Origin of the sequence: Helicobacter sp. 12S02232-10 (assembly GCF_002272895.1) — a bacterium.
Classification (GTDB): domain Bacteria; phylum Campylobacterota; class Campylobacteria; order Campylobacterales; family Helicobacteraceae; genus Helicobacter_J.
This window is the reverse complement of record NZ_MLAQ01000001.1, coordinates 291799-305798: the sequence shown is the minus strand read 5'-3', so window position 1 is coordinate 305798 and position 14000 is coordinate 291799. Positions and strand designations below refer to the sequence as shown.

Genomic DNA, 14000 nt, shown 5'->3' with positions numbered 1-14000 from the left:
AAAGCAAAAGGAACACTCAATCTAGAAGGCACTTCCATTGGAAGTGATGGTTTAGACCTCACTCAAAATGCTTCCGCATTGAATTTGAATGCAATCTTTGATAATAGAGGGGTGGATACTTCTATCGCTGATTATGTCACTTATAAAGATACAAACAGCAATACCCAAACAGCAACCACCAATGCTTTTGGAGCTTTGAGTGATTCGACCTTAAAGGTTTTAAAAGCAACACTCAATGGAAACTTGACTTTAGGGGATAGCAACCAAGCAACATTAGCATTTTATGGCAAAGATGCATTGGGTTCTTCTGCAAAAATCATTGGTGGGGGAAGTGGTTCTAGCATCTTATTAGATGGAAGCAATCTCCAAGCTAGCACACAAGCTCCTAATATGCAACCTAACAATACTCCTAAAGAGGAAGGAGCACAAAGTAGTGCTGCTACAGTTGTATTTGATTTCAATGCATTCAAAGGCTTTAAAGGCAGTGCAAATGTTATGAATGCTACTTTAAAGAGTGCTTTAGAGGATCAAACTGGACTCAGTGTGAGCTATGCTAATGTAAGTGAACCCAAACTCACTCCTGCTACTGGTTCAACCTATGATGCTTCTAAAGATGGTTCTTCAATGAGTTCTTTCCAAATGAGTTTCAATGGTACAAAGGCAAATGAGTATCCAAAAAATACAGACAATACAGACAATACAGATAAAACAGATGGTGCTAGTACCCCTTCAGAAATAACCATCACTGCAATGAGTGATCTTAGCCAAGATGCCCAAAACTTTATCCAAAACTATATTGCAAGCAATGGCCATAACATTGATATGAGCACTGCCCATCATTTGGATCAAAATGTTGGTTATACCAACACAGCTTTGACATTGAACTTCATTGGTTCTGATTCTTTGAGTGCAACCAAAGATGATAAAACAAACAAAGCTAGTGGTGTTATCATTGCTAATGACAATATAAACAATACCTATAACTTCATTGACTTTGGTAAAATCGATACCACCACCTTCTCAAATGGAAGTATCAATGGTTCGATCAATTGGGTAGGGAATACCTATCAAACCGGACTCATTACCAATGCTTTGGGTAGAGAGGATAAAGCCCAATTGATTGATTTCCAACATCTCTTAGATCAAGAGATGATGGCAAACTCTTATCAAGCCAAAAGTGGTGCGCAATACATCACATTTGATTTTGGTGGTTCAGTATTGAAAAATCCTGATGAAGTCAAACCTGAAAACAAACGTACTGCAGCAGATTATAAATTTCAAGGTTCTATCCAAGAAGGAGCTCATTCAAAAGACTCAAAATATATCTTTAAAAATTTAGGCACACTCACCTTGAGTAGTGATGATAAAGATACAGAGTCTAATTTCCTAACACGTTTGAGTGGGGCTTTAAATCTTTCTAATGCAAGTGCTTCTTCTGATACTTCTAAAGCTTCTAAAAAACCACTCCAACTCACACAAGGCACCATAGGATTGGTAGGGACTCAAGTCATTGGAGACATCAATTTAGATAAAAAGATAGATACTTCTAATGCTTCACAATCTCAAGACATAGCATTAGATCTCATCTTCTCTGATGCTGCCCATAATGATAAAGGCATTGATGCAAACTTTAAAGGAGCATCCATTAAAGGTTCTGCTACTAAAACTGTGACATTCAATGGAGAAAACAGCTTTCAGAAAAATCAACTCACCATTACAGGAGGAGATCAGAAATCAGCCTATACTTTTAATGATGTTGGCACACTCAATCAAACTGAACTCAACAATCTCATCAATCAAGGCAATCTAGAAAGTGGCACACAAGGCAAAGAAAGTATGATGGGAACCTTTGCATTTGATGGGAATACAACCTTGATAGGGAATTTTAGTGATGCCTCTAATTTAGGCACAGGCACCACTAGCTCTAACACTCCAGCTCCTAAAGCAGGAACAGAAGCAACAGCAACAACCCCTGCTAACCCCAAATCAGATACCAACATTGCCCATCAAACTCTTCTCTTTGGACAAAATACACCACAAGGTATCCGCATTCAAGGTCAAGACAATACAGATGGATTAGCAGATCTTTCTTTAATGGATACCCAAGCACAAATCCAAGCTAAATTTGGTGTGGGCTCTAGGGTGAATATCCAAAATAAAAATGCCAACTCTTCTTATGACTTCAGTGCTTTTGCAAATGCAGGACCTGTTGTTGCTATCATCAATCTAGATACACAAAATATCCAACCTAACCAACCCTCACTTGCTAAATCTGCTCCAACACATCAAGACAAACCTGATGGAATCCAAAAAGCAAGCATTACAGGTTTCAATGTTGGAGATGTTTCTTTGATTGGTTCTATCAATGATTCCACACAAACCATCACCATCAAAGAAGCGACACCACAAACATCTACATCTGCAGGACTTCCAGCACAAACAAAACAAATCGATACAGACAATGTTTATCAGTTTGGTGATTGGAATTCCTCCAAACAAGGTTCTTGGATCATCACAGCAGATTCAAATCTTGCTACCTTAAAATCCTATAATCAAAACTTTAGCACACAAGAGCGTGTATTGGATGCTTCTAGTCTATCTCAAAGGGGCAGTGTGATTGATTTAAGAGGTGCAAGAGCTTTGAGTGCTTCTGAACAAACTGCTTATCTAGCTCAAAATTCTAATGCTTCTAGCAATCTTGCTACAGGAGCTCTCATAGCAGGAGCAACTCCAGTAGGAGTGCCAAATGCGACTTCTAATCCTGCTTTTGCTTATCATACCTTGAATGTTGAAAATATTGATTTAGATCGATCTGTGATCCGATTGGGTGTGGATACTCTCAACCATCAAGCTGATAAACTCATCATCAATGGAATTGCAAATGGCGCTAGTGGTCAAAACAGAACTTCAAACCTTCTTCAAGTTTATTTAGATAAAGGAACTCCTGAAACCACAACCCCTATTCTTTTAGCAAGTGTGAATGTGAAGGGGATGCACAATACAAATTATTTCCGAGCTGTGGGTTACCATCAAGGACTCTACCATTACCAAGCTCAAATCAGTGCAAAACTGAGTTATCCATCCATAAAAGATACATCTGCAGATAAAACAACAATAGCAGATAAAGCAAGCACAACACCACCCATTAATGATTCTTTATTGTATTATTTAAATGGATTTGATGTTTCTGCTGATACTGCCTCAAGCCAAACCCTACAGAGTTCTTTAGGGACTTTCTATCGTGGATTTAGGATTGCAACCAATAATTTAAATCTAAGAATGGGAGAGCTCAGAGGTAACTTAGCCACTCAAGGAGTCTGGGCAAGAATCATCAATGGAATGGGTTCAGATAAAATGGATAACAGAGATTATTACACCACACTCCAAGCAGGTTATGATTATCAATTTGATGTGCTTGGTGGTGTGAATTATTTAGGTGTGGATGCTGAAGCAAGCATCTTATCTTCTAAAGGGGATGGCTATACAGCAACAGGTAGAAACTTAGGCTTAGGGATCTATAATACTTATATTATGGATAATGGCTTGTATGTCGATGCTTCTGCAAAATATCTCAATCTAGGCAATCGTTTGAGTTTTAATGATCAAAGTGGTTCAATGATTGCAATGAGTGGTTCTAATAACTCCATTTATTCCAATGCATTCTTACTCGGAGCAGAAGTGGGATACCGTTATGAAATGGATCAAATCTTATTCAAACTCTTAAAAAACATCCAAAGAAATGTTTATACACAAGGCTATTATGTTGAACCTCAAGCCGAACTCATCTATGGCTATATTGGAGGGGCTCAATTCAATGCAAATGTGAATGGAGAAAATGCAAATGCTTCTCTTAAAGGAGATAATGCCTTTATCTCAAGAATTGGAGCAGTCTTAGGCAAGCATTTCAAAGCTCAAAATGGAGTCAATACAGATGTAAGGATTGGCATTTCTTATATCAATGAGATCAATACTGGAGGAGAGAGTGTCTTAAGACAAACAGGAGCAAGTGCTTTAAGTTTGCCTGCTATCACAAACCATACTCTAGCTAATAACAAGCTCAATCTCTCTATAGGAGCAAATGTAAAGATCAATGAGGATTGGAGAGTTTATGCAGATGTTTCTAGAACTTTCTTAGGGGTGTATAACTTTGATTATAACCTCAATCTTGGAGCAAGATTTAGCTTTGGTAAGAAAATGAGTGCTTTAGAGAAGACACAAACACAACAAAGAAAAACTCAAAAAGTCTTATTGCCACAACAAAAACAAGATTCCAATCAAAAAGCCAAAGAAGAACAGAATCTACAAAAACAACAAGAAGAAATCTTAAAAGAGAAAAAAACAATCTCAGTTTCTAAAACCCAAAAGCAAAAAACTAAATGTCAGGGTTGCTTCCCTGAAGCAGGGCTTTATTTACAAGTAGCAGTCTTGAGTCAAAATAACAATCAAGAAGCTTTGGGATTGATTGGGAAGCAATCTTATCGTATCTATGGATTTGAACTCAAAGAACAGAAGAATAAAAATACTCAAGAGAATGTTTATCGGTATTTGATTGGTCCTTATCAGAATATGCAAGAAGTCTTAGAACATAAAAAAGAAGCTGATAAGATTGTCCAAAGCATTGATAAGAATTCTAAAGCTTATGCAGTGATGTATGAAGTGAGAGAAGGCGAGTAAAGAAATAGAGAAAGAAAGAAGAAAGAGTAAAGAAGAATGAAGAAAGTTTGATTGGTTTAGTCTCAAATAAGAAGATAAGACATCAAGGAAGGAAGAGAAATAGAGGGGGAGAATGAGGAGAGAATGAGGAGTTGTTCTATGATTCTTGATTGTCTTAGTGGTGATTGATATTTAACATTTCCCCCCGTTAATACCCCTCTAATCTTTGAGAGGTGAAAGAATAAGAGAGGTTCTTTCATCTCATATTGTTGCAATGATTGTTGCAACATTCTTAGATTGGATAACAGCTTGCTTCCAACAAATAAACAAATCCTTTTCAGATTCAGTTTGATATTGGGGGAGGGGGATTAGAAATGTGGGGATTATAAAAAAGTCATATGGCTAAATTGTGACTTAAGTATCAATACCTCTAGTTTAATCTTATCAAGCTAAAATTTCTCTAAAAATTGGAGAAAATATGATCAAAACCATTTATTTAGCCGGAGGTTGTTTTTGGGGTGTGCAAGGCTTTTTTGATTTGCTTTTTGGCGTGGAACATACTAGTGTCGGTTATGCGAATTCAAAGATTCCAAACCCAAGTTATGAGCTTGTTTGCAGTTCTGTAAGTGGTGCAGTAGAAGCGATAGAGCTTCAATATGACGAAGATAAAATTTCTCTTGAAGAAGTTTTGGAGCGATTTTTTTCCATCATCGATCCTACAGCTTGGAATAAGCAAGGTAATGATGTTGGGACTCAATACAGAAGCGGGATCTATGCAAACGATCCTAAAACTTTAGAGTTTGTCAAAGCTTTTATTCAGAAAATCCAAGAGCGTTATCATAAGTCTATTCAAACCGAAGTCAAAGAGCTTGAAAATTACTATTTGGCTGAGGAATATCACCAAAAATACCTTCAAAAAAATCCACAGGGATATTGCCATATTGATTTGTCTAAAGCCTCCAAGCCTCTTTAAGGGTTAATTTAAGATTATCTTTATATAATCTGTGCCTATTAAAAAGATAAATTTAATACAGGCAGAAAATGAAATACACTAAACAATCCCCGCAAGAATTCTTAGGCGATCTTGCAAATAGCAACAACCCCACACAAGCAGAATTAGAAGCTTTTGAGACTGAAATTTCAAAGCTCCTCCAAACTAATCCCAAAGAGACCGAAGAACACCATAAAAACAAAATTAATGATTTTTTAAAAAGCACTTTTAAATATGATGTCAATACAAAAGGCAAGATTGATGCTGCGATTTATGTAGATGGCGAAGTTGCAGTTATTATCGAAGTAAAAGCACTGAGTGCCCCTGCAGATGCTTTTCCAAAAACCCCTGAAAACCTTGAATCCAAAGCTTTTTATGAATCCATTCTTTATTATCTTAGAGAAAGCAAAAAAGAGAAAAACAACAACATCAAACACATCATTTTATGCACGTTGAAAGAATTTTTTATCATTTCAGCCAAAGAATATGAGAATCTTTTTGGTTCTGATAAGACACTAAATAAGTTTTTTAAAAACACAGATTTCAAAGAGGGCAATAACACAAGCACCCAAAAATTCTATGATGATACCCAAAAGTATCTGGAGGAAAAAGAGGGTGAGATTACTTATACCTGCTTTGATTTCTCAAATATTTCAAAAGAAGATTTGGCATTGATTTATAAGCTTTTAAGCCCTGCTTGCCTCTTAAAGCAAAAAACTTTTTTTGATGCCAACTTGCTCAACAAAGATTTTTATAATGAATTGCTCCATATTCTGGGACTGGAGGAAAAAACTGCCGATGGCAAAATCATCATCACTCCAAGTGATATACAAGGCTCTCTATCAGATTCAATCATAAAAAATTTAGGACTAAACAAAGAAAGAGATTTTGAAGATATCTTTTCTTTGCTCACCACGTGGAATAATCGGATTTTATTTTTGCGATTGCTTGAATCAATGCTTTTATCTTTCAAACATATTTCAAATCCGTTTTTAGATATCCAAAAGATTCCTGATTTTGAAATGCTAAGCATATTGTTTTTTGATGTATTGGCAAAAAAAGAAGATGAACGCAAAAATATCCCGCAAGTATTCCAATCAATCCCTTATTTAAATTCAAGTCTTTTTGACAAAACCGAATTAGAAAAAGATGAGAAAAAAGAAGATCCAAACAAGCAAATCAAATTTTTAAAATCCCAAGATTTAAGCTTGCATAAAAATTCCATCTTAAAAAAAGACCCTGAATACAAAAATATTTCTTCTCTCCCACTTTTAGAATATCTTTTTGCTTTTTTGCGGGCTTATGATTTTACCACAACCCCAAAAGACATCAAAAACCATACAAAAACCAATTTTGACAAGCTCATCAATGCCGCTGTTTTAGGATTGGTATTTGAAAAACTCAACGGCTATAAAGAGGGGAGTTTTTATACTCCGAGTTTTATCACAAACTATATGTGCAAAGAAGCGATTGAAAAAGTCGTGATTGACAAATTCAATGCAATGAAGTCTTGGCAATGTGAAAGTATTACCGATCTCTGTAATCACATCGGAGCAAATACTGATGATATCAAAGAAGCCAACGAGATTTTTAACTCTATAAAAATCTGCGACCCTGCTGTCGGTAGTGGGCATTTTTTGGTATCTGCACTCAATCATCTGATCCTTATCAAATATCAATTAGGCATACTTTGTGATGAAAACTATGCCAAACTAAAAGGCATAGGACTCAAACTCATCAATGATGAAATCTGCATCATTGATTCTGATGGCGAACCCATCATCTATGAGCAGCCTGTCTATGAAGACAAAGAATCCCATCGCATTCAAAAAGCCATCTTTAATGCCAAAAAAGTCTTGATAGAAGAATGCCTTTTTGGCGTGGATATCAACCCTAATTCTTGCGAGATTACCAAACTACGACTTTGGATAGAGCTGCTCAAATACAGCTATTATCACGACATAAAAAATAAATATCTCCAAACCCTGCCAAATATCGATATTAATATAAAATGCGGGAATTCTTTGGTTTCAAACATTAATCTTTATATGACTAAAGAATCTTTGCGTAAAAAGATGGTAGAAGAATTTAATAAAATTACCTCAGTTTTTGGCGATCAGGATCAAAAGGAAATTATCAATGACCTTACTAATAATTTTAACCCCAAAATTAAAGAATATGTTCAAGCCGTGCAAAATTACAAAAATGAAACAAATAAAGATCTCAAAGAAGAACACAAGCGTGTTATCAGGAATTGCCAAGAATTTCTCATCACTCTTTTTAAAAAGGCACATTCTATTGCATTTACATTCAAAGAAGAGCTCAAACGTTATGTTAAAAAATATGGCTATGAAGGATTTAGTGTTTCTGAAAAATGCAAGGTGAGCGAACAGGATCTGCAAAGACTGCAAAAATTTATCACAGATTTTGACTTTCATAAAACCGCTGTTATTCCACCATTAGGACAAAATAAAGGCACTTCCCATAAAGATCTTGAAAAACTTCAAGATTTGATGTGCCAATACAGGGAACTTTTTGAAACTAAAACCCTTGAATGGCGATTTGCTTTTCCTGAAGTGCTTGATGAAAATGGCGATTATATAGGTTTTGATCTTGTGATTGGAAATCCCCCTTATATCCGCCAAGAGTCCATCAAGGAGCTTAAGCCTCATTTGCAGGCTCATTTTGAAATCTATAGCGGGACAAGCGATATTTTTACGTATTTTTATGAGCAAGGGTATAGGGTTCTAAAAGAGGGCGGTCATCTCAGCTACATCACTTCCAATAAATGGACGCGAGCAGGGTATGGAAAAAGTTTGAGAAAATTTATCCTTGAAAAAACAAAACTGGAAAGTTATGTCGAATTAGGAAAAGTCAAGGTTTTTGACAGCGCCACAGTGGATACTTCTATCGTAAGTTTTAAGAAGGTACATAAACATTGTGATTATGATTTTAAATACTTGGATTTACTGACTAAGCCTGCAAATGCAGAAGAAATCTCTGCACTCAAAGCGCAGTATCTCAATATTGACTCCTTAAGCGAGGCGACTTTTACCTTTTCAGACAAGCTCACCCTCTCCATCAAAAAAAAGATTGAAAGCATTGGCATACCGCTTAAAGACTGGGATATAAAGATTTATCGTGGAATATTGACCGGTTACAATGAAGCATTTATCATTGATACGGCAAAAAGAGAAGAAATCCTCTCACTTTGTGATAATACGCAAGATTCGAATCTTCCTTTCAAAAAGAAGGGCGAGCATTTTATAAAATGTGAAGAAGACAAAAATGACAAAGAAATCATTTGGCTGAATGAGAAAGAACGCACCGAACAGATTATACGTCCGATTCTAAGAGGCAGAGATATCAAAAGATACTCTTATGAATGGGCAGAAAAGTGGGTAATTGCGACTTTTCCATCTTTAAAACTAAATATTGATGACTATTTGAGTTTAAAAAACTATTTAAAAAATTTTATGCCAAAAATTAAGCAAAGCGGGGAAAAGGGTTGCAGGAAAAAAACTTCCAATCAATGGTTTGAAACACAAGATAACATAGCATATTGGAGCGAATTTTATAGGCAGAAAATTGTTTATCCAGAAACTTCTTATGGAGTTTATTTTGTCTATGATACTCAAAGTATTTTTTTAGATAAAACATCTTTTATGCTCATCAGTAATAACATCGATTTGAAATTTATTAATGCATTTTTAAATTCAAAAGCAATAACTTTTTACTTTAAAGAATTTTGTGGCGGATGTATTTTAGGAGGAAAAGGATTTCAATATAATAAACATGCCCTAGAAAAATTAGTTATACCGCCAGTTGCAGACTTTAAACAACAAGTTTTTATAAAAATTGTTGATAAAATTTTAGATTCCAAAAAACAAGACTTAAAGGCAAATATCCAAGATTTAGAAGCAAAAATTGATTGCTTGGTCTATGAACTTTATGGTTTAAATGCCGAAGAAATAGCATTTATTGAAAATCATTCTCTATGATTTGAATTTCTTCATTGCTTAAATTATAAAGTTTATAAATCATAGAATCCAAAGTTTTTTCAAATGCCTCACTACATTTGCTTTGTGCTTTGTTTTCCAAAATTTCATCAACGATTTTTATAAATTTTTCTTGCTGTGATTCTTGTATTTTAGGAATTGGGATTTTTAACAAATTGTTTGTTTTTAATTCTCCTGCAATTCCCCCTCCCATATAAAATTGACGCATAGCAAAATAAATGAGTTTTGAGTTCAAGAAACTTATTAAATATTTTATAATCTTTTTATCTCCTGTAATGATATTGGCTGGAGCTGGAGCAAAAAATATATTTTGGTCATAGGTGAAATTTGATTCCTTTGACATTATGCAAGGATAAACAATTTTCTGCCTATAAAATTCGCTCATATAAGCACAATTCCTAAGGTTATATGGCGTAACGCCCCTATCCGTTCTTTTAGAAATCTCCTGCCAAAAACCATCAAGATGTTTTTTTAAACACGGATAGTCATTAATATCAACAGGTGCCACAGAAATACCATCTTCTTTATAGCCGTTATGGGTATTGATTACCCACTTTCCTGCCCATTCATAAGAGTATCTTTTGATATCTCTGCCTCTTAGAATCGGACGTATAAAATATATATTTCAAAAAAAATTAAAGGAAAATAATGACTTATGCATACATTAGAGTTTCGACAGAAAAACAAACCGCACAAAATCAAAGATTTGAATTAGAAAAATTTGCTAAACTCAAAGGCTTTGAAATACATCGCTTTATAGAAGAGACTATCAGTGGTACAATTGCATTAGACAACAGAAAGCTTGGGGTATTGATCCGTTCTTTGAAGCAAGGGGATAAGCTTATTGTGACAGAACTCTCTAGGCTTGGAAGAAGCTTGCTTTCTGTGATGGGTCTGCTAAATATGTGTATGGAAAAGGGAATCACCATTTATTCCATCAAAGAAAACTATGAATTAGGGGATAATATTAATTCAAAAGTCCTTGCCTTTGCTTTTTCTCTATCAGCTGAAATTGAACGCCAACTCATCTCCCAAAGAACAAAAGAGGCTTTAGCAAGGAAAAAAGCTGAAGGTGTAGTGTTGGGACGACCTAAAGGGAGAAAATCAAGATTCGAATGCCACCCTTGTTATGAAGCTGGAAAAAAGATACTGATTTGGAATGACAAAGGAATTAGCCATAGCAAAATTGCGCAAAAATTGGGCGTACATCGGGACACGTTGCGTAGATGGTTCAAACTTAGCGGTAATGAGCATTTACTGAAAGGAAAAGCTACCCCAAAAAACCTTTAGTTTTTTAATATTTTGCCTATAAGCGATATTTGCCACCACGCTTAAGGGTATAGCGTGTGTTTTTTAAGACACGATCTCTGAATCTTGCATTTAAAAAGCGTGCAGTGGGTGGGGGTAGGTCTTAGGAAGGGAGTGGGCGATGCTTCGCAAGTAGAACCCGCCCCCTCCTAAAGAAAAAGATTTAAAAAAAATAGAGATTTTGTAAAAAACTTGATTTTTGTAAGCTTAGAATACTTGAAAGCAATTATCAGCGCAAAATCTCTATCAGATAATAACAATTAAACCATAAAGCAAAATGCTTAGAGCAAAATAAATCCTAATGAATTGCATATATAATAAAATGATACAAAATGATTGAGTATAATTGAAGAAAAATTTGTTTTGAGGAGAGAGTATGATTTGTGTGGCTCATAGCCCTGATGCGGACGATTTGTTTATGTATTATGCGATTGTGTTTGGTTGGGTGGGCAGCTCTTTGGGGCAAAGGTTTGAAAATGTGGCTTTAGACATACAAACTCTAAATGCTGCAGCCATAAAAGGGACTTATGATGTGAGTGCGATCTCTTTTGGAGCATATCCTTTTATCAGAGAGAATTTTGCTCTTTTGCGCACAGGGGTGAGTTTTGGGCAAGGTTATGGTCCCAAACTCATCAAAAAGAAAACCACACATTTAAAGAAAAATTTTAAAGTTGCCTTGAGTGGCCAACATACGACAAATGCGATTATCTTTCGTCTTGCTTACCCACAGGCAAAAATCGTCTATAAAAATTTCCTTGAGATTGAAAGCGCCGTTATAAACGGAGAGGTTGATGCGGGCGTATTGATCCACGAGTCTATTTTAAATTTTGATTCTTCTCTTGTGGTGGAGAGAGAGATTTGGGATATATGGCACGAATTTTGTGGCGCAGAACTTCCCTTGCCTTTGGGCGGAATGGCACTTAGGCGCTCAATCTCTCTTAATCAAGCAATTGATATTGAATCTACTCTTACCAAAGCTGTGGAGGTGGCGGTTAAAAATAAAAAAATTCTCTCAAAAATGCTTTTAGAACGAGGCGTGATTCGCGTGAATGAAAAAGAATTGGATACTTATTTGAATCTTTATGCCAATAATGATTCAATCAGTTTGAATGATATGCAAAAGCAAGGCATTGATAAACTTTTTGAGTTAGGATTTCAGGCAGAGATTTATGATATTTTGATGCGATGTGAGGATTATTTTATCCCCACGGAGTATCAGGATTTAAGGTTTTCTTAAATCAAGATAAAAGCAGTTTTTTGTAAGCTTCTTTTGCTTCTGCGAGCGAAGCGTCTGTGATATTCATCGCGTTATAGACGCAAAATATTGGATTGGTTTGCATTCCAAGATAACTTGCTGACATTTGGAAGGGAAGCAAGATTTCTTCAAGATTTTTTTGGTTCCTTCCATCGGAGCGATATTTTTCTTCAGGGCTTCCAGCAGAAGTGATGATTTGAAAGATTTTTCCTTGTAGCATTTTGGGTTCAGATCCATATAACACGCCACTAAAAACAACATCTTCATATTCTTTAAGCAAACTTGGACTACTGAACCAAAAAAGTGGGAATTCAAACACGATTTTATCGTGGGTCTTGAGCAATTCTATTTCTTTAGAGGCATTAATTTTTCCATCAGAGTAGGTCGCATAAAGATCGTGCAAGGTGATATTTGGAGTGTTTTGAATACTTTGAGTAAGCGTTTTGTTGATCTTGGACTCCTTTAAATTGGGGTGAGTCAATAGAATAAGCGTTTTCATCGAATGTCCTTTATATTTTTTTGTATTCATATATTACCTAAATTAACTTAAAATATACTTACTTTCATAAAATAAAGTTATAGAATTTTGATGGCTTTGGGTAGTATAGTAGAATATGCTATAATAAGCAGATGAAACAAAGTAAGAAATACGAAATTGATGATTATTGTGCTATCGCTTATTTTGGCAAGATTTTTAATGATCGATGGAAGCTTTATATCGTATATAAACTTTTGAATGGAGAAAAACGATTTAAAGAACTTCGAGAGTTTTTTGAGCCTTATATGACACAAAAAACCCTTTGTATGAAACTAAAAGAACTCGAAGAGGCAAAAATTATCGATCGTGAAGTATTTACAGAAATTCCCCCACGCGTGGAGTATCGTCTGGGAAATAAGGGCAAAGAGCTTGCAGATATTTTAGAGTGCATTTCTAAATGGGGCAGTTCTTATACACTCTCTAAATGAGCAGAATAGCTAGATTAATTGTTTAAAAAATATCGTATTGATGCAAATCCTCTCAAACCTTTTGTTTTGATGATATCGACTTCTTTTTGGCTTACAATGCCTCCGAGTGCAAATAAGTATTTTTTAGTATTGGAATCAAATCTATCAAGGTATTTTAAACCTAAAGGTTTTGGTTTTCCTGGTGTTTGAAATATAGGACTGATAACAACGAAATCAACCCCATATTCTATGGCTTGGAACACTTCTTTATCCTGATGGGCACTATAGAAAGTTTTTATTTTTTTATCAGAAAGGATTTTTGCATAATTGAGTTCAGTGCCTTTGATATGAACGCCTTGAAATCCATATTTTTGGGCATATTCAAAACTTAGATTTGTTTTAGCGAGATTGATGAAGCTTTCGATATTGTTTTGAAGACAATATTCAGAAAATATCTTAATTAAATCGATTGGGATATTTTTAGAATCGTCTCTAAAACACGCTTTTTGGATTGAATGGTGATGAAAAATATTTTTTAGATTTTGCTTAAAGATTTCATATGAATGATTTGGATAAAGAAGCGGAGAAGTGATGAAATAGCTTTCAAACAGGGTTTGAATCATTGTGCTTTAAAAGAATGCTCAAAGATTTGGACAAGATTCCAAAAAAGCTAAAAATACCAAAAAAAGTTATAGACAATAAAAAAGATACCCAAGAATCAAAATCTCTTAAAATAAGGAAACACGAGATGCCTCCAAAAATAGCAATTCCAAAAAATACCCCTGTAAAAAACTCTAAAATTTTAATCATCGTTTTCTTTCACTAATGA

At 35.1% G+C, this 14000-nt stretch carries 10 protein-coding genes; 6 read left to right on the top strand and 4 right to left on the bottom strand.

The annotated features are described in order from the left end of the window. The 3 genes from BKH41_RS01530 to BKH41_RS01520 all read left to right on the top strand — a co-directional run. Nucleotides 1-4674: autotransporter outer membrane beta-barrel domain-containing protein (locus tag BKH41_RS01530; protein ID WP_180762690.1), on the top strand; the 4674-nt coding region annotated here is incomplete at its 5' end. Nucleotides 4675-5131: 457 nt separating this feature from the next. Beyond that, entirely contained in the window at nt 5132-5626 is a 495-nt protein-coding gene (gene msrA / locus BKH41_RS01525) for a peptide-methionine (S)-S-oxide reductase MsrA (RefSeq protein WP_095296649.1), read from the top strand. A 68-nt stretch (nt 5627-5694) separates the two neighbouring features. Then, nucleotides 5695-9645, top strand: a complete 3951-nt coding sequence (locus BKH41_RS01520) for an Eco57I restriction-modification methylase domain-containing protein (RefSeq protein ID WP_095296648.1) — start codon at nt 5695-5697, stop codon at nt 9643-9645. On the opposite strand, the gene BKH41_RS01515 is transcribed toward BKH41_RS01520, so the two are convergent. Beyond that, nucleotides 9623-10267, bottom strand: a complete 645-nt coding sequence (locus BKH41_RS01515; RefSeq protein ID WP_343286804.1) for a TaqI-like C-terminal specificity domain-containing protein — start codon at nt 10265-10267, stop codon at nt 9623-9625. The two genes, BKH41_RS01520 and BKH41_RS01515, sit on opposite strands and share 23 nt — an antisense overlap. Before the next feature lie 44 nt (nt 10268-10311). Between BKH41_RS01515 and BKH41_RS01510 the strand changes: the two genes are divergently transcribed. Both BKH41_RS01510 and BKH41_RS01505 read left to right on the top strand, forming a co-directional pair. Next, on the top strand, nt 10312-10953 hold the full coding sequence (locus BKH41_RS01510) for a master DNA invertase Mpi family serine-type recombinase (protein ID WP_095296646.1): 642 nt from the start codon (nt 10312-10314) through the stop codon (nt 10951-10953). 394 nt (nt 10954-11347) lie between these two features. Then, nucleotides 11348-12208, top strand: coding sequence for an MqnA/MqnD/SBP family protein (locus tag BKH41_RS01505; protein ID WP_095296645.1), 861 nt, complete (start codon nt 11348-11350; stop codon nt 12206-12208). A gap of 1 nt (nt 12209) precedes the next feature. Here the strand turns inward: BKH41_RS01505 and BKH41_RS01500 are convergent, their stop codons facing one another. Then, nucleotides 12210-12725 carry an NAD(P)H-dependent oxidoreductase gene (locus BKH41_RS01500; RefSeq protein WP_257875365.1) on the bottom strand — a complete coding sequence of 172 codons (516 nt, stop codon included), beginning with the start codon at nt 12723-12725 and terminating at the stop codon, nt 12210-12212. Between the two features lie 131 nt (nt 12726-12856). Between BKH41_RS01500 and BKH41_RS01495 the strand changes: the two genes are divergently transcribed. Beyond that, on the top strand, nt 12857-13192 hold the full coding sequence (locus BKH41_RS01495) for a winged helix-turn-helix transcriptional regulator (RefSeq protein WP_095296643.1): 336 nt from the start codon (nt 12857-12859) through the stop codon (nt 13190-13192). A 14-nt stretch (nt 13193-13206) separates the two neighbouring features. Here the strand turns inward: BKH41_RS01495 and BKH41_RS01490 are convergent, their stop codons facing one another. Both BKH41_RS01490 and BKH41_RS01485 read right to left on the bottom strand, forming a co-directional pair. Further along, the gene (locus tag BKH41_RS01490) at nt 13207-13794 is read right to left on the bottom strand and encodes a thiamine phosphate synthase (protein WP_095296642.1); all 588 of its coding nucleotides are present in this window, start codon (nt 13792-13794) and stop codon (nt 13207-13209) included. Further along, nucleotides 13775-13981 (bottom strand): hypothetical protein, encoded by a 207-nt coding sequence (locus BKH41_RS01485; RefSeq protein ID WP_095296641.1) that lies wholly within the window; start codon nt 13979-13981, stop codon nt 13775-13777. The genes BKH41_RS01490 and BKH41_RS01485 overlap by 20 nt, the downstream gene beginning before the upstream one ends. Nucleotides 13982-14000 lie beyond the last annotated feature (19 nt).